Here is a 20798-nt window from a genome sequence, read left to right as displayed (position 1 = left end):
GAGAGCGCGTTTAGTCGAGTTTGGCGGGCGGCGGCTCGGGCAGGTCCTGGTCCTGGGCGGGCGGCAGGATGGTCCGGTTTTCTTCTTCCACCGGCACCAGCTTGTATTCCTGGCCATGCAGGTTCTTCAGGTAAACCTCCATCTGCCGGAACGAGATGTTGATGTGGTGGTTCTTGAACTCGCGGTTGATGAAGCGGTTGACCTCATCGATCACCGGGTTGCGGTCGCCCAGGTCCCGTACATGCATGCGCAGTTCGTGATCGAGGGTGCTTTCACCGAAGTTGAGGAAGTACACGTGGGGCGCCGGGTCCTTCAACACGCGTGGGTTTTCGGCGGCGGCCTTGAGCAGCAATTCCTTCACCAGGTCCAGGTCCGAGCCGTAGTCCACGCCCAGCTTCAGGGTGACCCGGGTGATGGTGTCGGTCAGCGACCAGTTGATCAGTTGCCCGGTGATGAACGTCTTGTTCGGGACAATGATGTCCTTGCGGTCGAAGTCGGTGATGGTGGTGGCACGGATGCGGATCTTGCTCACCGTGCCCGACAGGTTGCCGATGGTGATGGTGTCGCCGATCCGTACCGGCCGCTCGAACAGGATCATGATGCCGGAGATGAAGTTGGCGAAGATTTCCTGCATCCCGAAACCCAACCCCACCGACAGCGCGGCCACCAGCCATTGCAACTTGTCCCAGCTCACGCCGAGGGTCGACAGGGTGGAGACAAACCCGACGCCGGCAATCACATAGGACAGCAAGGTGGTGGTGGCGTAGGCGCTGCCCTGGGCCAGGTCGAGCTTGGACAGCACCAACACTTCCAGCAGGCCGGGCAGGTTGCGCGCCAGGGCGAAGGTGATGCCGATGATGATCAGGGCGCCGAGCAAGTCGCCGATGCTGATGGGCACCATGCTGATATTGGCGCCGGTGCCGCTGGTGTATTCGTAGAGGGTGACGTTGTCCAGGTAGGAAAACACCGAGATCAAGTCGGACCATACCCAGTACAACGCAGCGATAAAGCCGCCCAGCAGCGCCAGGCGAATCAGGCGCATCGACTGTTCGTTGACCTGTTCGATGTCCAGGGTCGGCTCTTCGATCACTGCTTCACCATCACCGGCTTCCTTGGCGGCCTGGCGTTTGGCCAGGGCCCGCGCATAGGCCAGGCGCCGTGCCGCAACGCCCAGGCCACGTACGAAGGTGGCTTCGATCACCAGCCAGAACATCAGCAGGTACAAGGTGTTGATCAGCCGGTCGCTGAGCTTGAGGGCGGTGTAGTAGTAGCCAAAACATACGGCGATAAACAGCGCCACCGGCAGTGCCGTAAACACCAGGCCCACGGCCTTGCGAAACAGCGAGGCTTTTTCGTGGGTCGGGCTGTTGAGCAGCAGGCGCCCGAGCAGCCACGCCATCAGTGCGTAGCAGGTCAGTACCACACCGATGCCCAGCACATCGTCGGCCAGCGCTGCCGGCTGATGCTCGGCGATGGCCACCACGGCCACCAACGCCAGTACCACGAGCCCGAGCTTGCGTACCCAGCCCTGGAGGAATTCGACCTGGGGTTTTTCCCAGCGGAAGTGCAACTCGGCGACGCCGCCGGGCGCGAGGATCCGATACGCGGTGTAGAACACCAGCCACGCCTGGGCGATCTGCAGCAGGGCGGCGCCGAGGTTGGCGTTTTGCCCGCGGGCGTCGATCTGCAGCGCATAGCCGCAGAGTGCCAGGCCCAGGGCCACCGGCATCGCCAGCGCGATATTCACCAGGATCGCCACCGGCGTGTGCCACTGGCTGTCGCGTTTGAAGTGGCCGATGTCCATATGGATTTTTTTCAGCCGGGCATACAGGTAGCTGCGACGCCACAGCAGCGCGCCGATCAACAACAGCAGGGGCAGGAACAGCAGCGGGCGCTGGGTCAGGCCGTCATACAGCTCGCTGACGCTGGAGGCCCACGGCAGGGTATTGACCTGTTTGCTCAGGTGCGCCGGTACGGTTTCCAGCCATTCGGTATCCAGCGGCTTGTTGCTCGGAATCCAGAACATCTGTTCGTCGAGGGTCGCCCGCAAGGTGGTGGCGGTGCTCAGCAGTTGTTTCTGGTTCAGTTGCAGGGTGATGGATTCGTTGAGCAGTGCGCTCAGTTCCCGGCTCAAGCGTTCCAGCAGGTCGCTGCGGGTGATCGCCAGTTCCAGCAGGGTGCGCCGCAGTTGTGGCGTCACCTGGTCGGCCGGCTGGTTGGCCAGCAAGCTGTCGACGTAGGTGCTCGGGGTGCTGATCAGTTCGCGCTGCTGGTTGACCTCGAACTGGTACAGGCGAATGTTGGCGATGTCATCCGCCAGGTCGCGGTCCACGGTCAGGCGCGGCAAGGCCTGCTTTTGTTTGTAGAGGATCTTGGACAGCAACAGGCTGCCCTTGAGCACGTTGATCTGCTCGTCCAGCGCCGAGTCGCTTTGGGTCACGCTGTCCAGTTGCTGCTTGGTTTGCAGGTTTTTCTGGGTCAGCTCGTTGAGCCGGTCAGTGCTTTTGAGCAGGTAGTCGGACAGTTTCAGGTTGGCCGCGCTTTCCGTGGCGAGCAGGCTGCTGCCACCGGCCTTCTGGGCTTCGATGGACTGCTGGGTCACGGTTTCCTGGGACTGGGCCAGGCGTTTCTGGTTGATCAGGGTTTGCAGGTCCTGGATTTCCTGCTCCAGGCGCGCGGTCTTTTCCAGCACCAGGTCGTGCTGGCTGTTGCCCAGGTCTTGCAATTGACTGTTGCCGGCCAGTTCCTGGCGGCGCAGGGGAATCAGCGCGTTGAGGGCGGCCAACTCGGCGTTCAGCTGGTTGCGCTGGTCACCGCTGAGGGTCTTGCCGTTGTCTTTACCGGCCTTGAGGGTCGCGTTGATCTGCTGGATGCGCGTCTGGCTGCTGCTGATTTCGGTCTGGGCGCGCTCGGGACGGGTCTGGGCCGCGATGGTCAGGCTGTTGGCGTCGGCCAGTTCCTTTTGCAGGTCGCCTTGCTGGGTGGTGCGCTGCACCAGCAGTTGTTCAAGCTGTGGCACGGGCAAGGTGGCGTAGCGCTGGGCGACGGGAATGACCTTGGTGGCCTTGAGGCGGGTCAGTTCGCGCTGGTTGTCGACGGTCTGGCGCGGCGCGTCTTCGAGCTGGCGCTTGAGGTCCACCAGGCGCTGCTGGTAGTCCTGCTGGTTGCCCAGGAAGGTGAGCGTTTGCTGCAGGATGCTTTGCAGCGCCTTCATGTCGGCGTCGGGCAGTTTGCGGTCCGGCAGCTTGTCCAGGGTTTGCTGGACGGAATCGATGCTGGGCGGGTCGGCCGCGTGTACGGTGCCGACGCAGAGAGTCAGGCCCAGCAGGGCAGTGGCGAGAAAAGTGCGCAGGGTTGTCATAGAGACCGGTCGAGCAAGGTGAAAAATAGGGGGCGTCCCGACATCGACTGGCGCGCCGTCGCCCCGCAGTTTAGAGGAAGAGTCCGGGGCCCGGGCGACTTCCTTCGGGGAATCTGACGCCGACTTTGCCGATCTTGTTCCCGTCCATGACCGCGACGGTCCAAATGGTGTTGTTCCATTCCACCTGGTCGCCGACGACCGGCGCACCGCCGACTTTCTGGGTGATGAAACGACTCAGTGGCATGTCCGGGTCGATGCCCTCGAGCTTGAGCCCGTACAGGGCCGAAACCGCGCCCAGCTGGGCGTCGCCTTCCAGGACGAAGTCACCGAAGAAGCGCAGGTCGAGGCCCCGTTGTGGTGCCTGGCTGAACAGTTTGCCGAGGGCCGGCAAGTTGTGTTCATGGCCGATTACGCACAGCAGATCGTCGACTTCGAGCACCGTACTACCCGACGGATGGAGCAGTTGCTGGCCACGAAACAGCGCGGCGATCCGCGTGCCTTCGGGCATTTTCAGCTCCCGCAGGGCGGCGCCGATGCACCATTTCTCGGCACCCAGGCGGTAGACGAACAGCTCCCACTCGCTGGTGACGTGCACTTCCAGGGCCGCCCGGGAAATCGGCGCCGGCTCTGGCGGTACCGTCACTTTCAACAGTTTGGCGACCCACGGCAGGCTCGTACCCTGCACCAGCAACGACACCAGCACGATAAAGAACGCCAGGTTGAAGTACAGCTGCGCGTGGGGCAGGCCGGCCATCAGCGGGAACACCGCCAGAATGATCGGTACCGCACCGCGCAGGCCGACCCAGGCGATAAAGGCTTTCTCTCGGCCATGGAAGGCCTTGAACGGCAAGAGGCCGACGATCACCGACAGCGGCCGTGCGAAGAGAATCATCCACAGCGCCAGGCCCAGGGCCGGCAGCGCGATGGGCAGCAAATCATGGGGCGTGACCAGCAGGCCCAGCACCAGGAACATGCCGATCTGCGCGAGCCAGGCCATGCCGTCGAGCATATGCAAAATGCCATGCCGGCTGCGCACCGGGCGGTTGCCGATCACCAGGCCGCACAGGTAAACGGCGAGGAAACCGCTGCCGTGCAAGGCGTTGGTCAGGGCGAACACCACCAGGCCGCCGGAAATCACCAGGATCGGGTACAGGCCGTTGGCCAGGTTGATCCGGTTGACCATCTGCAGCATCAACCAGCCTCCGCCCAGGCCGATGATGCCGCCGATGCCGAACTCGCGGATCAAGTGGCCCAGCAGGCTCCAGTGCAGGCCGGTCTGGCCGCTGGCAAGCATGTCGATCAGGGTGACGGTGAGGAACACCGCCATCGGGTCGTTGCTGCCGGATTCGATTTCCAGGCTGGCGGTGACCCGTTCGTTCAGGCCTTTGCCGCCCAGCAGCGAGAACACCGCTGCGGCGTCCGTGGAGCCGACGATGGCGCCGATCAGCAGGCCTTGAATGATGTTGAGGTTGAACAGCCAGGCGGCTGCCATGCCGGTGAGGCCGGTGGTGATCAGCACCCCGACCGTCGCCAGGGACAACGCAGGCCAGAGGGCTACACGGAAACTGGCTACCCGCGTTCGCAGTCCGCCGTCGAGCAGGATCACGGCCAGGGCGAGGTTGCCCACGAGGTAGGCAGTCGGGTAGTTATCGAAGATGATGCCGCCGCCGTCGACGCCGGCGATCATGCCCACGGCCAGGATGATTACCAGGATCGGAATCCCCAGGCGGGACGAAAGAGAACTCACCAGAATGCTCGCACCTACCAGCAACGCGCCGATCAAGAACAGGCTGTTGATGGTCGTCGCATTCAAAGGCAGTACTCCATGAGCAGGAAAGACGAGGCGCAAACTGACCATGCAGTCTGCGTGCCAGCGATTCTAACCTGTTGAATTGCTGTGCTGTCAAAAAGGTTTTGAATGGCTGGCGCATATTCAATGTGGGAGCGGGCTTGCTCGCGAAAGCGGTGTGTCAGTCGCCTTATGCGTATCTGATCCACCGCATTCGCGAGCAAGCCCGCTCCCACATTTTTAGCCCTGCGGTATCCGTTAAAGCCTGAACCGCCCCACCATCCCGTTCAAATCCACCGCCAACCGCGACAGCTCACTGCTCGCCGCACTGGTCTGGCTGGCGCCGGTTGCCGACTGCACCGACAAGTCACGAATATTCACCAGGTTACGATCCACTTCCCGCGCCACCTGCGCCTGCTCTTCAGCGGCACTGGCGATCACCAGGTTGCGCTCGTTGATTTCAACGATGGCAGTGTTGATGGTGTCCAGCGACATCCCCGCACCCTTGGCGATGTTCAACGTCGATTCCGCCCGCTCGGTGCTGTTGCGCATCGAATCCACTGCATGCTCGGTACCGGCCTGAATGCTGCCGATCATCCGCTCGATTTCGCTGGTGGACTGTTGGGTGCGATGGGCCAGGGCCCGCACCTCATCCGCCACCACCGCAAAACCACGCCCGGCTTCACCGGCACGCGCCGCTTCAATCGCGGCGTTCAGGGCCAGCAGGTTGGTCTGGTCAGCCAAACCACGAATCACGTCCAGCACCTTGCCGATGTCCCGGGACTCTTCCGCCAGGTTGCCGATCAAGGTGGCAGTGGCTTGCACGTCGCTGCTCATGCGTTCAATGGCGCTGACGGTTTCCTGCACCAAATCACGTCCATCGCCCGCAGACGACGTGGCGTTCTTCGAGGCTTCGGAAGTGCTGACCGCGTTGCGGGCCACTTCTTCAACCGCGCTGGTCATCTCGTTCACCGCCGTGGCGGCCTGTTCGATTTCGTTGTTTTGCTGGGTCAGGCCACGGGCGCTTTCGTCGGTCACGGCATTCAGCTCTTCCGCGGCGGAGGCCAATTGGGTGGCCGAGCCGGAAATGCGCTGCAAGGTGTCCTTCAATTTGTCCTGCATCTTGGCCATTGCCAACAATAGTCGGCCGGCTTCGTCGTTGCCTTCCACCTTGATCGGGCGCGTCAGGTTGCCTTCGGCGATTTCCTCGGCGGCATCCAGGGCCTGGGCGATCGGCAGGGTGATGCTGCGGGTCAGCAACCAGGCGAACAGCATGGTCAGCGCCGTGGCGAGGATCAGCAGGATCACCACCAGCTCAAACGCCATGTCGTACTGGTCGGCAGCTTGCTGGTTGGTGGCCAGCGCCATCTTGTTGTTGATGTCCAGCAGCCGGTTCAGTACGGCGTTGACCTGATCCGAGTTGTTCAGCAGCTCGGTATTCAGCAGCGTGCGCAGCTCTTCCACCTGATTGGCCCGTGACAGGCTCTTCATGCGCTCTTCAATCTGATGGTACTGGGCCAGCAGACGCACGTATTCATCGTAGGCAGCACGTTCTTCGCTGCTGTCGATCAACTTCTCGTAGACCGCCTGGGCCGTACGAATCTGCTGATTGCGCACGTCAAAAGACTCAAGGGTCTTTTGCTGGACGTCAGGCTCGCGGTTGGTCAGCAGGCGATACGACAGCACCCGCAGGCGCAGGGTCAGTTGAGTGAACTCGTCCAGGGCGCGAATGCTCGGCACGCTGCTAAGGGTGATGTCTTCCGTCGCCGCACGGATCTTGCTCATCTGGTTCAGGGCGAACACACCGAGAAACAACATCAGCGCGCCAATCAACGCGAAGCCGAGAAAGGCCCGCGGCGCGATATTCATATTACGAAGAGACATGTTGTGATCCTGGGGAGAAGCGCGATCCATGCGGGGTTTGAGCGGGGTGTCCATGACCTATCGGTCATACGACTAAAGTCTTGAGGGGGTGCGCGCTTTTGTCGCAGATCGGGGCGGGCCGACGGGATTCAGGAACCAGATGCCATAAATGCAGTCACTAAGGCTCGAAAGCGTGGCCTGCCCTGTAAAATCAAGGCCCCGCGCCAGGGATAACCCTGGCATCCGAGGTGAATTTTCTTTATCGTCACCGCCCTTTGAAAAAGCCCGAGAAATCAAAATGTTAGAAGCATCCCTCAGCCAATTGGAACAACTGGTCAGCGACCTGGTACAGCAGAACCAGGATCTACTGGGCACCAACGAATCCCTCAAGGCCGAACTGGCTCGCGCCAAGGATGAAAACGACAGCTTGCAGCTGAACCTGATGGAACAGGAAGAAAAGCAGGGCGCCACCGCTGCCCGTATCCAGGCGTTGGTTGAGCGTGTGAGCGCAGGTCCTGTCAGCGCATGAATGAAGGGATAAAGGTCGTTTCGATTCTCGGTGAGGATTACTCGATCAAGGCACCGGAGGGGGAAGACAACACCCTGATGAGCGCCGTGACGATGCTCAAGGCATCCCTGGCCACCACCAAGAAAAAGTACCCGACGCTGATCGGTGACAAGCTATTGGTGCTGGCGGCGCTGAACCTGTGCGCCGAGCAGATCGAAATGCAAAAGCACCACCAGCAGGAACTCGACCGTTACCAAGAGCAAGTCAGCGCCACGGTCGAGGTGATTTCCAAGGCAATCGGAACGCCTTAGAACCACTCATCCTGCATCCCCAGGCACGTGTCATCGCGTGCCTCGAGAATCGCCAGTTCATGATGGCAGCCCGGTATTTCCCACGTCAGGAAGTACCGGGCGGCCTGGAGCTTGCCCTTATAGAAGGCGACATCGGCAGCATTGCCCCTGGCCAGCCCTTCCTCGGCGCGAATTGCCTGTTCCAGCCAGCGCCAGCCAATCACCATATGCCCGAACACCTTCAGGTACAGCGCCGAATTCGCCAGGCTGCTGTTGACCTTGCCCTGGGCGAGATCCGTCAGCAGGCCGAGGGTGACCTCTTGCAGGCGCGCCACCAGTTGTTCCAGCGGTTCCCGCAAGGCATTCAGCGACGGATACTCCTGTGCCCGTGCGCCGGTCTCGGCGATCAGGCGGATCAGTTGCTTCAAGCCCGCACCTCCGTTCTGCGCCAGCTTGCGCCCGAGCAAGTCCAGCGACTGAATGCCGTGGGTGCCTTCATGGATCGGGTTCAGGCGGTTGTCGCGGTAGTACTGTTCCACCGGGTATTCGCGGGTGTAACCATGGCCGCCAAGAATCTGGATCGCCAGTTCGTTGGCCTTCAGGCAAAACTCCGATGGCCAGGATTTGACGATCGGCGTCAGCAGGTCCAGCAGTTCGTGGGCCTGTTTGCGCGCAGCTTCGGTTTCCAGGGTGGTGGTGTCGTCGAACAGGCGCGCGGCGTACAAGCCAAGGTCGAAGGCGCCTTCCACGTAGGCTTTTTGGGTCAACAGCATGCGTTTGATATCGGCGTGCTGGATGATCGACACCGGCGCGGTGTTGGGATCCTTGCTGTCGGGCAAGCGGCCTTGGGGACGTTCACGGGCATATTCCAGGGAGTACAGGTAGCCGGCGTAACCCAGCATCACCGCGCCCATGCCCACGCCGATCCGCGCTTCGTTCATCATCTGGAACATGCAACTCAGGCCCTGGTGCGGCTGGCCCACCAGGTAGCCGACGCACTCGCCGTTATCGCCGAAATTCAACGCGGTCGAGGTGGTGCCACGCCAGCCCATCTTGTGAAACAGCCCGGCCAGCAGCACATCGTTGCGCTTGCCCAGGCTGCCGTCGTCGTTGACCAGGAACTTGGGCACGATAAACAGCGAAATGCCCTTCACCCCGGCAGGTGCGTCCGGCAGCTTGGCCAGCACCATGTGCACGATGTTCTCCGACAGCGGGTGATCGCCGCCGGAGATGAAGATCTTGTTGCCCTTGAGGCGATAGCTGCCGTCAGCCGCCGGCTCTGCGCGGGTACGAATATCCGACAGCGATGAGCCCGCATGGGGCTCGGTCAAGGCCATGGTGCCGAAGAAGCGGCCTTCGATCATTGGTTGCAGGAAGCGTTGTTTCTGCTCCTCGGTGCCGAAGCTCTCGATCAGGTTGGCGGCGCCCATGGTCAGGAACGGGTAGGACGTGGATGCGGCGTTGGCCGACTGGAAGTGGGCGAAACACGCCTGGGAGAGCAGGGTGGGCAGTTGCATGCCACCGGCTTCGAAGCTGCGGGCGGCGTTGAGAAAACCGGCTTCGAGGAAGGCATCTACCGCCGGTTTCACCTCGGGAATCAGAATCGCCTGACCGTTTTCGTAGCGGGGCTCGTTCTCGTCGCCCTTGCGGTTATGCGGGGCGAAGAACTTCTCGGCAATGCTGCGGGCGGTGCCGATGGCGGCGTCGAAGGTTTCACGGTTGTGTTCGGCAAACCGCTCGCGCTGGGTCAGGCCCTCGGCATCGAGGACTTCGTACAGCTCGAAAGCCAGATTGCGGGAACTGAGCAGCGTCTCGGACATGGCGGCTTACCTGTGTGGGAATGGGCCTGAGTCTAAGTGCGCAAATAGAGGCTGGATAGCAAGATTGATCTGGGTGATGGAGGAGCAAAACGCGGCTCGAAGGTGGAACGCGGTCAATGTGGGGGCTTTTGTGGGAGCCGGGCTTGCCCGCGATGCAGGCACCTCGATGTGTCAGATACACCGAGGTGATGCCATCGCAGGCAAGCCAGCTCCCACATAAGCCTGCTCCCACATTTTGACCGCGTTTCTTCAGTTAGCCGATGGTCATCAGGCTGGCGTTGCCGCCCGCCGCAGCGGTGTTGACGCTCAACGCCCGCTCGATCACCAGACGCTCCAGGGCAATCCCGGTTTCGCCCGAAGACAAACCGTGAACCCCGACAATCGCCCCGCCACGCTTGGCCACTTGCTGGCAAACCCCGCGCAGTTGGTCGGAATCGCCGTGATGCAGCACGGCATCAAACACGGTTTCATCCTTGGTCCAGTCAGCCACCCGCGTGATCTTCGCCTGAATATCCTTCGGCAAGCGTGCGAACACGGCCTTGGTCAATTCAGTTTCCGGCCATACCGCCGAGCCGCCGACTGCCAGCACGGCCGCCAGTTGCGTCAGCAGGTCGCCTTCCACTTCCGCCAGGCACAACACGTGCTCGCGGGGCAGGATGGCATAGCTGTTGCGCTCGCCGGTCGGGCCGGCCAGTTGGCGGGTGATACCGCTTTGGGATTGCGCGGCGAACTGCACGCACAGGGCGCTCAAGTCGCTCAGCTTGCTGCTGTCGGCCCAGGCTTTCAGGGCGGTCAGCGGCTTGCTCATGGCCTCCCGCAGGCGAACATCCGGTGCGGCCAGTGCATCACCACGGACGAAGGATTGCTCGATGGCGTCCGTAGGACGGGTCGACAGCAGACGGTACAGATACAGCGGGCCGCCAGCTTTCGGGCCAGTGCCCGACAAGCCTTCGCCACCGAACGGCTGCACACCGACCACGGCACCCACGATGTTGCGGTTAACGTAGACGTTACCGGCATGGACGTTGTCGATCACCTTGGCGATGGTCTCGTCGATGCGGGTGTGCACGCCCAGGGTCAGGCCATAGCCGGATGCATTGATCTGGCCGATAAGCTGGTCGATCTCTTTGCGCTTGTAGCGCACCACGTGCAGCACCGGGCCGAAGATCTCCCGTTGCAGTTCGTCGAAGCTTTCCAGTTCGATCAGGGTTGGCATCACGAAGGTGCCGCGCTTGATCTCTTCGCTATCGGCAATCGCGACCTGGTAAACGTTGCGGCCTTTGTCGCGCATGGCCTGGATATGTTTCTCGATGCCCGCCTTGGCTTCGGCGTCGATCACCGGGCCGATATCCACCGACAGGCGCTCCGGGTTGCCGAGGCGGCATTCAGCCATGGCACCTTTAAGCATTTCGATGACGCGGTCAGCGGAATCTTCCTGCAAGCACAGTACGCGCAGGGCCGAGCAACGTTGACCGGCACTGTCGAAGGCCGACGACACTACGTCGATCACCACTTGTTCGGTGAGTGCCGAGGAGTCGACGATCATTGCGTTCTGGCCACCGGTTTCGGCGATCAGCGGAATCGGACGACCCTGTGCATCCAGACGGCCGGCGACACTGCGTTGCAGCAAGCGCGCAACCTCGGTGGAACCGGTGAACATCACGCCCTTGACGCGATCATCACCCACCAGGCGCGCACCGACGGTTTCGCCCTGGCCCGGCAGCAGTTGCAGCACGCCTTCCGGAATCCCGGCTTCCAGCAGCAGGCGCACGGCTTGTGCGGCCACCAGCGGTGTTTGCTCGGCAGGCTTGGCCAGTACCGGGTTGCCGGCGGCCAGTGCAGCGGCGACCTGCCCACTGAAGATCGCCAGCGGGAAGTTCCACGGGCTGATGCACACCACCGGACCCAGCGGGCGGTGAGCGTCGTTGGTGAAATCGTTGCGAGCCTGCACCGCGTAGTAACGCAGGAAGTCCACGGCTTCACGCACTTCGGCGATGGCGTTGGCGAAGGTCTTGCCGGCTTCGCGGGCCAGCAGGCCCATCAGCGGCTGGATCTCGCCTTCCATCAAATCGGCGGCACGTTCCAGGATCGCGGCGCGTTCGGCGGGCGGGGTGGCCTGCCAGATTGGCGCAGCGTTCAGGGCGCACTGGATGGCGTTGTCGACGTCTTCGACAGTTGCTTCCTGTACGTGGCCAACCACGTCACGCAGATCCGACGGGTTCAACACCGGTGCAGCCGCTTCATTGCTGGAAGCGCAACCGAGCATCGGCGCGGCTTTCCAGTTGTTATGCGCGGTAGCCAGCAAGGCGCAGGACAGCGACGCCAGGCGGTGTTCGTTGGCCAGGTCGATACCGGCGGAGTTGGCGCGCTCGGCACCATACAGGTCACGCGGCAGCGGGATACGCGGGTGCGGCAGGCCGAAGCCGCCTTCCAGCGTCGCCATCTGCTCGATGCTGGCCACTGGATCGGCCACCAGCTCCTGGATCGAGATGGATTGGTCGGCAATACGGTTGACGAACGAGGTGTTGGCGCCGTTTTCCAGCAAGCGACGCACCAGGTAAGCCAGCAGTGTTTCGTGGGTGCCGACGGGTGCGTACACGCGGCACGGACGGTTCAGCTTGCCTTCGGAGACCTTGCCTACAACCTGCTCGTACAGAGGCTCGCCCATGCCGTGCAGGCATTGGAACTCGTACTGGCCGGGGTAATAGTTCTGACCGGCAATATGGTAAATCGCCGACAAGGTGTGAGCGTTGTGGGTGGCGAACTGCGGGTAGATAACTTCCGGTACCGAAAGCAGTTTGCGTGCGCAGGCAATGTAGGAAACGTCGGTGTACACCTTGCGGGTGTACACCGGATAGCCTTCCAGGCCTTCGACCTGGGCGCGCTTGATTTCGCTGTCCCAGTACGCGCCTTTTACCAGGCGGATCATCAGGCGGTGGCGGCTGCGGCGTGCCAGGTCGATCACGTAGTCGATCACATACGGGCAACGCTTCTGGTAAGCCTGGATCACGAAACCGATGCCGTTCCAGCCCGTCAGTTGCGGCTCGAAGCACAGGCGTTCCAGCAGGTCGAGGGACAGCTCCAGGCGGTCGGCTTCTTCGGCGTCGATGTTCAGGCCGATGTCGTACTGCTTGGCCAGCAGGGTCAGCGACAGCAGGCGCGGGTACAGCTCGTCCATCACGCGCTCGTACTGCGCACGGCTGTAACGCGGGTGCAGGGCCGAAAGCTTGATGGAAATGCCCGGGCCTTCATAAATCCCACGACCGTGGGACGCTTTGCCGATCGAGTGGATGGCTTGTTCGTACGAGGCCAGGTACTTCTGGGCGTCGTGTTCGGTGAGTGCGGCTTCACCGAGCATGTCGTAGGAATAGCGGAAGCCCTTGGCTTCGAACTTGCTCGCATTGGCCAGGGCTTCGGCGATGGTTTCACCGGTGACGAACTGCTCGCCCATCAGGCGCATGGCCATGTCGACGCCCTTGCGGATCATCGGCTCGCCGCTCTTGCCGATGATGCGGCTCAGGGACGAGGTCAGGCCGGCTTCGTTGTGGGTGGCGACCAGTTTGCCGGTCAGCAACAGGCCCCAGGTGGCGGCGTTGACGAACAGCGACGGGCTGTTGCCCAGGTGCGGGTGCCAGTTGCCGGTGCTGATCTTGTCGCGGATCAGTGCGTCGCGGGTGCCCTTGTCGGGGATGCGCAGCAGCGCTTCCGCGAGGCACATCAGCGCTACGCCTTCCTGGGACGACAGGGAGAATTCCTGCAGCAGGCCCTGGACGATGCCTGCACGGCCGCCGGCGCTTTTCTGATTGCGCAGTTTCTCGGCGATCGAAGAGGCGAGCTTGTTGGTGGCCTCGGCCATTGCCGCGGGCAGGCGAGCCTGCTCGATCAGCATCGGCACCACTTCCGGCTCCGGGCGACGGTAGGCGGCGGTGATCGAGGCGCGCAGTACGGATTGCGGCAGGATGCTTTCGGCAAATTCCAGAAAGCACTGGTGGGCGTGGTCGGTCTGGACCTCGCCGGCTTCTTCCGCGTCCTTGCTGCCCAGGCCGTTGAGCTCGGCCAGGGTTGCACCACCCTCGAGTTTCTCCAGGTAATTGAAAATCGCCTGCTTGATCAGCCAGTGCGGCGTGCGATCAATGGAGGTCGCGGCCGCCTTCAGGCGCTCGCGGGTCGGGTCGTCAAGTTTGACCCCAAGGGTGGTCGTAGCCATCTTTTTATCCTCATGGGTGCCACTACTGCGTGGCATCAGCTGGCGGCAAGATTAGCTTTGCGCCGAGAGAGGTGCAACCGGGTGCAACCCTTTTTATCCATGAATTTTTTGATGCTGATCGGGAAAAATTATCGCCGCAGCCGAATCGGCTGCGCCTTGGTGCATTTGCTTATGACTTTGGCTGCTCTTGCTCCGAAAAGGAGCAAAAACACGGTGTTTTCCACAAAAAACATCGAGGTGCAACTTATTCTCAAGAAACTGGTTGCACCTTATTTGCTTTGTTGAATAGCATTCGCGCCCAAGGTGCAACCTCTTACTGACGGTTCATCGGCTGATGGCTTTCCTGGGGAAACGTCAGTCATAAATGCGCGGCGCCAGGCTTCGTCTATCCACTAGCAAAGTGGATGGCCGTCCGGACAGACCGCCGCTACATAAAAACAAAGCCAGGGCGTAACTCAATGAGCGTAAGTAATCCTACCCTGATCACATTTGTGATCTATATCGCTGCCATGGTGCTGATCGGCTTTATGGCCTATCGCTCCACCAACAACCTTTCCGACTACATCCTCGGCGGTCGCAGCCTCGGCAGCGTGGTTACCGCGCTCTCGGCCGGTGCCTCGGACATGAGCGGCTGGTTGCTGATGGGCTTGCCCGGCGCGATCTACATGTCTGGCCTGTCGGAAAGCTGGATCGCCATCGGCCTGATCGTCGGTGCCTACCTGAACTGGCTGTTTGTAGCCGGCCGCCTGCGGGTGCAGACCGAGCACAACGGCGACGCCCTGACCCTGCCGGATTACTTCTCCAGCCGTTTCGAAGATAAAAGCGGCCTGCTGCGAATCATCTCTGCGGTGGTGATCCTGGTGTTCTTCACCATCTACTGCGCTTCCGGCATCGTGGCTGGCGCCCGTCTGTTTGAAAGCACCTTCGGCATGTCCTACGAGACCGCGCTGTGGGCCGGTGCTGCCGCGACCATTGCCTACACCTTCGTCGGGGGTTTCCTGGCCGTGAGCTGGACCGACACAGTGCAAGCCACGCTGATGATCTTCGCCTTGTTGTTGACCCCGATCATCGTGCTGCTGGCCACCGGTGGCGTCGACACCACCTTCCTGGCGATCGAAGCGCAGAACCCTGACAACTTCAACATGCTGAAAAACACCACCTTCATCGGCATCATTTCGCTGATGGGCTGGGGCCTGGGTTACTTCGGCCAGCCGCACATCCTCGCGCGTTTCATGGCGGCGGATTCGGTGAAATCGATTGCCAACGCACGTCGCATCTCCATGACCTGGATGATCCTGTGCCTGGGCGGCACCGTGGCGGTGGGCTTCTTCGGTATCGCCTACTTCTCGGCGCACCCGGAAGTCGCCGGTCCCGTGACCGAGAACCACGAGCGTGTGTTCATCGAGCTGGCCAAGCTGCTCTTCAACCCATGGATTGCCGGTGTGCTGCTGTCGGCCATCCTGGCGGCGGTAATGAGCACCCTGAGCTGCCAGTTGCTGGTGTGCTCCAGTGCCCTCACCGAAGACTTCTACAAAACCTTCCTGCGTAAAAACGCCTCCCAGGTCGAGCTGGTATGGGTCGGTCGCGCCATGGTGCTGTTGGTGGCGCTGATTGCCATCGCCATGGCCGCCAACCCGGAAAACCGCGTACTGGGCCTGGTGAGCTACGCCTGGGCCGGTTTCGGTGCTGCGTTCGGTCCTGTGGTACTGATCTCCGTACTGTGGAAAGGCATGACGCGTAATGGCGCATTGGCCGGCATCCTGGTGGGTGCGATCACCGTGATCGTGTGGAAGCACTTCAGCCTGTTTGGCCTGTACGAAATCATCCCGGGCTTCATCTTCGCCAGCCTGGCGATCTACTTCGTGAGCAAGCTGGGCGCTCCGACGGCTGGCATGCTTCAGCGGTTTGACGCAGCCGAGGCGGATTACAACCTCAACAAGTAATCGGCGGGGGCTTGAATGCCCGCTGAAGTGAAAACGGCCCGCATCTTTTGGATGACGGGCCGTTTTTTTTGCCTTCCAGATTTCGCAGTGTTGTTTTCACAGGTTCAGATGATCACTGAAGTAAACGGCCAATGTAAGCGCTCGCCTGGTGGCTGTGAGCGTTGAATGTGAGGCGGTTTTTATACTTTGGGAAAAGGGCTACAAACTACCGTCAGCTATCTGACAGTAGTTTGTGAAAGGGCATCCACCGATTTTGAATTCGTGGTTTTTCAGTCGTGGTCAGTGTCCGGCTGGTTGAGAAAAATCAGCACACCCAGGATCGCCATATAGAACTTGAACGCCGCTTCCTGGCCGTTCCACTGATGGGATTGCCACATCAGGAACCACTCGCCGCCGATCACCATAAAGCCGAAGAACCACACCACGAAACCCAGGGTCAGCCCGACGATTGCGCTTTTCTTGGCGCGATTGAAGTCGATACCTGTGGCACGACGAGCCCGCCACAAGGCCAGTGCTCCACGCGCCAGCAGCACGGCCGTCAGGGCTTCACCGGCGATGATCAGCCAATATGCACCGTGCCACAGCCATGGGGTGGTGATGGCGCGATACATCGCGGCGTTGCCGGGGAAGGTGGTGTCCATGCTCAGCACATGTTTGACGAAGGCAAAGTTGGAGCCGTAGTCGGTGATGTTGCTGAAGGCCACGAGTGTGGCGAAGGCTGCCAGGGCAAGGGTCAGGACGATTTTTGCGTAGCGGGTGGCCATGTTTTTTCCATTGTCATGGGGCGACGGGGGACGAATACGCTAGCACGCTGGTGGTAGGGCTTCGATGCCTGATACATGAAGATTAAAGCGCCTGCGATGTAGGGATTTACTGATTTGCCTGCAGCGCACTCAGCTCGGCAAACAGCTGGTGCAGAATCGGCCACCCACTACTCGCAGAGAAACACCGGATGTTCGCTCCTGCCAATCAAAGTGCCTTTAGCCTGACCCTCGACGGTGTGCCCAGTGATCTCAAGGTACGTGAGTTCACGGGCGATGAATTCATCAGCCTGCCCTATCGTTTTGACCTTGAACTGGTCAGCGAGCAACCCGACCTTGACCTGGAAAGCTTGATGCATCGCCAGGCGTTCCTGGGGTTTGATGCGCATGGCCATGGTATTCATGGCCAGGTCTATCGGGTGGCGCAAGGCGACTCGGGCAAGCGCCTGACGCGTTATCAGATCACGCTGGTTCCGCAGTTGGCTTATCTTGAGCACAGCGCTCACCAGCGGATTTTCCAGAACCGGACGGTGCCGCAGGTCATTGCACTGGTGCTGGAAGGGCAGGGTATCCAGGCGGATGCCTTCTCGTTTCAACTGAGCGGGGTGTACCCCGAGCGTGAGTACTGCGTTCAGTTTGGCGAAACCGATCTGGCGTTCATCCAGCGCTTGTGCGCCGAGTCGGGCATTCACTACCACTTCCAGCACCACCCCGAGCGCCACCTTTTGGTGTTCGGCGATGACCAGAGCGTGTTCGCCCAGCCTGAGCAAGCCACTCAATACGCGGCGGGTTCGGGGATGGTTGCCGACACGCCGGTGATCAAGCGTTTTACCCTGCGGTTGCAGACCCGTACCAGCGATGTGAATCTGCGGGACTACGACTTCAGAAAGCCACGCCTGAGCTTGGAAAGCACGGTGTCCGGCGGCCAGCGTCCCATGCTGGAGGAACAGTGTTATCCCGGGAATTTTACGGATCGCGTTCATGGTAAATACCTGGCGCAACGTAGGTTGGAGCGCCATCGCGGTGACTTTCGCCAGGCCAGTGGCCATAGCGACCAGCCGTCCCTGGTCAGCGGGCAGTTCCTGAGGATGGAAGGGCATCCTCGCCAGGAATGGAATGATTTGTGGCTGGTCACCCAGGTGACGCATGCAGGGCGTCAGCCTCAGGTGCTGGAGGAGTCGACCATCGACGCCTCAGGTGATGAATCGGCTCAGGGCTACAGCAATCACTTTGTCGTAACGCCATGGGAGGTGCCGTTTCGAACACCGCTGCTGGTATCGCGACCGCCGGTGTCTGGCTATCAAAACGCCGTGGTTACAGGGCCGGCAGGCAGCGAGATCCATTGTGACGAGTATGGCCGGGTCAAGGTGCAGATGGCCTGGGATCGCGCCGGGGAGCACGACGAACATTCCAGTTGCTGGCTGCGGGTGGCCAGTGGCTGGGCCCATGAGCACTACGGCTCGGTGTTGATCCCGCGGGTGGGCATGGAGGTGCTGGTGGGTTTCGTCGACGGCGACGCCGACACGCCGCTGGTGGTCGGTTGCCTGGCCAATGCCGCCACGCCGGTGCCGCTGGACCTGCCAGCCGACAAGACCCGCAGCATCTTCCGTAGCCAGACCAGCCCCGGCGGCGGTGGCTACAACGAGCTGCGCATCGAGGACCGCAAGGGTGCCGAGGAAATCTACCTGCGCGCCCAGCGCAACTGGACCCAGCATGTACTGCACGACCAGCACGTGCAGGTCGACAACCAGCGCGACGTGATCGTCAAAGGCCTTGATCGTCACGAGCTTCAGGGCGAAGAACAGCGCACCACCCACGGCAACCGCCTGACCGAACTCAAGCAGGACGATCACCTGATGGTCGCGGGCTCCCAGCAGGTACGTGCCGGGTTGACCATTCACATCGGTGCCGGGCAAAACGTCGTTATTGATGCGGGTGCCAGCGTGACCCTCCAGGCCGGTGGGCAGTGGATCAACGTTTCGGCGGGCGGGATTTTCAGCAGCACGCAAATTCAGCTTGGCGGCGCCCCGGCACCGGCGGGAGCGCCGCTGACGCCGGGGCTGCAGGAAAAGTTGCTGGCGGTAATGCCTGCACCGTTGAGTGCCGTCCAGGTGTTAAGCCTGAAGCGCAGCGCACCCTTTTGCGAAGAGTGCGAGCGCTGCAGGAATGGCGTGTGCAATACGCCCCTGCATCGCAATACATCACTGCCCGGTGGTGCGCCATGATTTCTCCCGGGCAGTGGCTTGAGGCTGCGCCGTTGCAGGCGGGCGAGCAGTTGTTTGCGGTGATGGGCAATGCCAGCGACTGCAAGCCGCTCGATGCGTGGCGGCGTACCGACGGACGTGCACTTAGCCCCATCTGGGCGGGCAGCGAGTATGCTGCGTGGGATGAGGTCATGCCCTACGTCGCGGTGGTCGCCGCGGACAGCGCTTTTCTGAAATGGGCCGCCGAATGCGAAGGTATCGACTGGGGTTGGCTGGCGGTGTCGTCCTGTTCCTTGCACACCGTCGTCGAGCATCTGCGCAGCCTGACCAAGGTACTGTTGCCGGAAGGGCCGGCGGTGTTCTTTCGCTTCTGGGACGGTGCTTATGTCCTGCCTGTGTTGCAGGCGCTGGGGCCACAGGCAAAGGAGTTGCTCCCGGTGTTCAGTCGCTACTGGATCAATGGTCGCCAGCATGAGGTAGCGGTTACGGCAGCGGGAGCGGCAAAGCCCGGCCCATGGTGGCAAGTGCCGCCGCATGTTCTCCAGCGCCTGGGTGAGCAAACGAGCGTTACGCAGGTGGACAACCTGTTGCAGTGGCTGGAAGAACAGCGCCCGGACCTGTACAGCGCCTTTGTGCCGGCGACCTTGAAGCACAAGGTCGCCTACTTCGTGCGCCGGCCGGATGTCAGCCATCAGGCGCTGGCCGCCTGGCTGGCCTCAGAGCTGGGTTGAGGTCAGCGACTGCTGCAGGTCCTCGATCAGGTCTTCAATGGCCTCGATGCCCACCGACAGGCGAATCATCTCCGGCTTCACCCCGGCCTTCGCCTGCTCCTGTTCATTCATCTGGCGATGGGTGGTGGAAGCCGGGTGGCAGGCCAGGGACTTGGCATCGCCAATGTTCACCAGGCGCTTGAAGATCTGCAGTGAATCGTAGAAACGCACACCTGCCTCATAACCACCCTTCAGGCCGAAGGACAGAATCGCCGACGGTTTGCCCTGCATGTATTTCTGCGCCAGGTGATGGTGGGGGTGATCCGGCAGGCCGGCGTAGCTGACCCACTCCACCAGTGCGTGGTCTTGCAGGAAGTGGGCAATTTTCAAGGCGTTTTCGGTGTGGCGCTCCATGCGCAGGGCCAGGGTTTCCAGGCCTTGCAGCAGCAGGAATGCATTCATCGGCGCCAGGGCCGCGCCGGTGTTGCGCAGCGGCACGGTACGGGCGCGGGCAATGAACGCCGCCGGGCCGAATTTTTCGGTGTAGACCACACCGTGATAGGCCGGCTCCGGCTGGTTGAGTCCGGGGAATTTCTCCGGGTACTGGGTCCAGGGAAAGGTGCCGCTGTCGACGATCACGCCACCCAGCGAGTTGCCGTGGCCGCCCACGTATTTGGTCACCGAATGCACGACGATGTCCGCGCCGAACTGGATCGGCTTGCACAGGATTGGCGTGGCCACGGTGTTGTCCACCATCAGCGGCACGCCACGGGCGTGGGCGACGTTGGCCAGGGCTTCGATATCGATGATATTGCCTGCCGGGTTGCCGATGCTCTCGCAGTACACCAGTTTGGTGTTGTCATCGATCAGCTCGGCGATGGCTTCGGCGGAGTCGTCACGGGCGAAGCGCACGTCAACGCCGAAGCTCGGCAGCAAGTGGGCGAACAGGGTGTAGGTGCCACCGTACAGCTGCGGGGTGGTGACGATGTTGTCACCGGCACGGGTCAGGGTCTGGATCGCGTAGTGGATCGCCGCGCTGCCGGCCGACACCGCCAGGGCCGCGATGCCGCCTTCCAGCGCCGCGATGCGTTGCTCCAGCACGTCGTTGGTGGGGTTCATGATGCGCGTGTAGATATTGCCGGGCACGTCGAGGTTGAACAGGTCGGCGCCGTGCTGGGCGTTATCAAATTCGAAAGCGACGTTCTGGTAGATCGGCACGGCGACGGCCTTGGTAGTCGGGTCCGACTTGAAGCCATGGTGCAAAGCGATGGTGGCGTCTTTCATGAGTTGTTATGACCTCCATGGATAATTGCTCGCCACAATAAATCCGCTTTCGCACCGC

At 61.5% G+C, this 20798-nt stretch carries 13 protein-coding genes; 6 read left to right on the top strand and 7 right to left on the bottom strand.

The window, feature by feature from the left end; genetic code table 11:
* Positions 1-10: 10 nt before the first annotated feature.
* From mscK to HX839_RS03015, 3 genes are all read right to left on the bottom strand, one after another.
* Entirely contained in the window at positions 11-3361 is a 3351-nt protein-coding gene (gene mscK, locus HX839_RS03025; RefSeq protein WP_102604294.1) for a mechanosensitive channel MscK, read from the bottom strand.
* A gap of 70 nt (positions 3362-3431) precedes the next feature.
* Entirely contained in the window at positions 3432-5174 is a 1743-nt protein-coding gene (locus HX839_RS03020; RefSeq protein WP_008439183.1) for a potassium/proton antiporter, read from the bottom strand.
* Between the two features lie 234 nt (positions 5175-5408).
* Positions 5409-7034: a methyl-accepting chemotaxis protein gene (locus HX839_RS03015; protein ID WP_023659353.1), complete on the bottom strand. Its 1626-nt coding sequence runs from the start codon at positions 7032-7034 to the stop codon at positions 5409-5411.
* Positions 7035-7311: 277 nt separating this feature from the next.
* Between HX839_RS03015 and HX839_RS03010 the strand changes: the two genes are divergently transcribed.
* Both HX839_RS03010 and HX839_RS03005 read left to right on the top strand, forming a co-directional pair.
* Positions 7312-7542: a hypothetical protein gene (locus tag HX839_RS03010; RefSeq protein WP_003209413.1), complete on the top strand. Its 231-nt coding sequence runs from the start codon at positions 7312-7314 to the stop codon at positions 7540-7542.
* The gene (locus HX839_RS03005) at positions 7539-7832 is read left to right on the top strand and encodes a cell division protein ZapA (protein WP_003209415.1); all 294 of its coding nucleotides are present in this window, start codon (positions 7539-7541) and stop codon (positions 7830-7832) included. Before HX839_RS03010 ends, HX839_RS03005 begins: the two co-directional genes overlap by 4 nt.
* On the opposite strand, the gene HX839_RS03000 is transcribed toward HX839_RS03005, so the two are convergent.
* The gene (locus HX839_RS03000) at positions 7829-9631 is read right to left on the bottom strand and encodes an acyl-CoA dehydrogenase (RefSeq protein ID WP_177066706.1); all 1803 of its coding nucleotides are present in this window, start codon (positions 9629-9631) and stop codon (positions 7829-7831) included. The genes HX839_RS03005 and HX839_RS03000 overlap by 4 nt on opposite strands.
* A 253-nt stretch (positions 9632-9884) precedes the next feature.
* Positions 9885-13838: a trifunctional transcriptional regulator/proline dehydrogenase/L-glutamate gamma-semialdehyde dehydrogenase gene (gene putA / locus HX839_RS02995; protein ID WP_177066705.1), complete on the bottom strand. Its 3954-nt coding sequence runs from the start codon at positions 13836-13838 to the stop codon at positions 9885-9887.
* Between the two features lie 29 nt (positions 13839-13867).
* Here putA and HX839_RS02990 point away from each other — a divergent pair, with 29 nt between their 5' ends.
* On the top strand, positions 13868-14158 hold the full coding sequence (locus HX839_RS02990) for a hypothetical protein (protein ID WP_157222894.1): 291 nt from the start codon (positions 13868-13870) through the stop codon (positions 14156-14158).
* A 138-nt stretch (positions 14159-14296) separates the two neighbouring features.
* On the top strand, positions 14297-15781 hold the full coding sequence (gene putP, locus HX839_RS02985) for a sodium/proline symporter PutP (protein WP_003209422.1): 1485 nt from the start codon (positions 14297-14299) through the stop codon (positions 15779-15781).
* A 269-nt stretch (positions 15782-16050) separates the two neighbouring features.
* On the opposite strand, the gene HX839_RS02980 is transcribed toward putP, so the two are convergent.
* A complete protein-coding gene (locus HX839_RS02980; RefSeq protein ID WP_008439179.1) occupies positions 16051-16545 on the bottom strand; it encodes a DUF2165 family protein in 495 nt (164 codons plus the stop codon).
* Between the two features lie 188 nt (positions 16546-16733).
* On the opposite strand from HX839_RS02980, the gene HX839_RS02975 reads away from it, so the two are divergent.
* Together HX839_RS02975 and HX839_RS02970 are read left to right on the top strand one after the other, a co-directional pair.
* Positions 16734-18767, top strand: a complete 2034-nt coding sequence (locus HX839_RS02975; RefSeq protein ID WP_177066704.1) for a type VI secretion system tip protein VgrG — start codon at positions 16734-16736, stop codon at positions 18765-18767.
* Positions 18764-19477, top strand: a complete 714-nt coding sequence (locus HX839_RS02970) for a DUF4123 domain-containing protein (protein WP_177066703.1) — start codon at positions 18764-18766, stop codon at positions 19475-19477. Before HX839_RS02975 ends, HX839_RS02970 begins: the two co-directional genes overlap by 4 nt.
* Here the strand turns inward: HX839_RS02970 and HX839_RS02965 are convergent.
* Positions 19463-20740: an O-acetylhomoserine aminocarboxypropyltransferase/cysteine synthase family protein gene (locus tag HX839_RS02965; protein ID WP_177066702.1), complete on the bottom strand. Its 1278-nt coding sequence runs from the start codon at positions 20738-20740 to the stop codon at positions 19463-19465. The two genes, HX839_RS02970 and HX839_RS02965, sit on opposite strands and share 15 nt — an antisense overlap.
* Positions 20741-20798 lie beyond the last annotated feature (58 nt).

This window comes from Pseudomonas sp. I8001 (assembly GCF_013385345.1).
Taxonomy (GTDB): Bacteria; Pseudomonadota; Gammaproteobacteria; order Pseudomonadales; family Pseudomonadaceae; genus Aquipseudomonas.
The sequence above is the reverse complement of the archived record's forward strand: the minus strand, read 5'-3'. Positions and strand labels throughout refer to the sequence as shown.

Bases quoted from the DNA above. Each gene is read 5' to 3' on its own strand.
- HX839_RS03005 (WP_003209415.1), top strand. From the start codon at position 7,539: ATGAATGAAGGGATAAAGGTCGTTTCGATTCTCGGTGAGGATTACTCG.
- HX839_RS02965 (WP_177066702.1), bottom strand. From the start codon at position 20,740: ATGAAAGACGCCACCATCGCTTTGCACCATGGCTTCAAGTCGGACCCG.
- HX839_RS02970 (WP_177066703.1), top strand. From the start codon at position 18,764: ATGATTTCTCCCGGGCAGTGGCTTGAGGCTGCGCCGTTGCAGGCGGGC.
- putA (WP_177066705.1), bottom strand. From the start codon at position 13,838: ATGGCTACGACCACCCTTGGGGTCAAACTTGACGACCCGACCCGCGAG.
- HX839_RS03000 (WP_177066706.1), bottom strand. From the start codon at position 9,631: ATGTCCGAGACGCTGCTCAGTTCCCGCAATCTGGCTTTCGAGCTGTAC.
- mscK (WP_102604294.1), bottom strand. From the start codon at position 3,361: ATGACAACCCTGCGCACTTTTCTCGCCACTGCCCTGCTGGGCCTGACT.
- HX839_RS03010 (WP_003209413.1), top strand. From the start codon at position 7,312: ATGTTAGAAGCATCCCTCAGCCAATTGGAACAACTGGTCAGCGACCTG.
- putP (WP_003209422.1), top strand. From the start codon at position 14,297: ATGAGCGTAAGTAATCCTACCCTGATCACATTTGTGATCTATATCGCT.
- HX839_RS02975 (WP_177066704.1), top strand. From the start codon at position 16,734: ATGTTCGCTCCTGCCAATCAAAGTGCCTTTAGCCTGACCCTCGACGGT.
- HX839_RS03015 (WP_023659353.1), bottom strand. From the start codon at position 7,034: ATGTCTCTTCGTAATATGAATATCGCGCCGCGGGCCTTTCTCGGCTTC.
- HX839_RS02980 (WP_008439179.1), bottom strand. From the start codon at position 16,545: ATGGCCACCCGCTACGCAAAAATCGTCCTGACCCTTGCCCTGGCAGCC.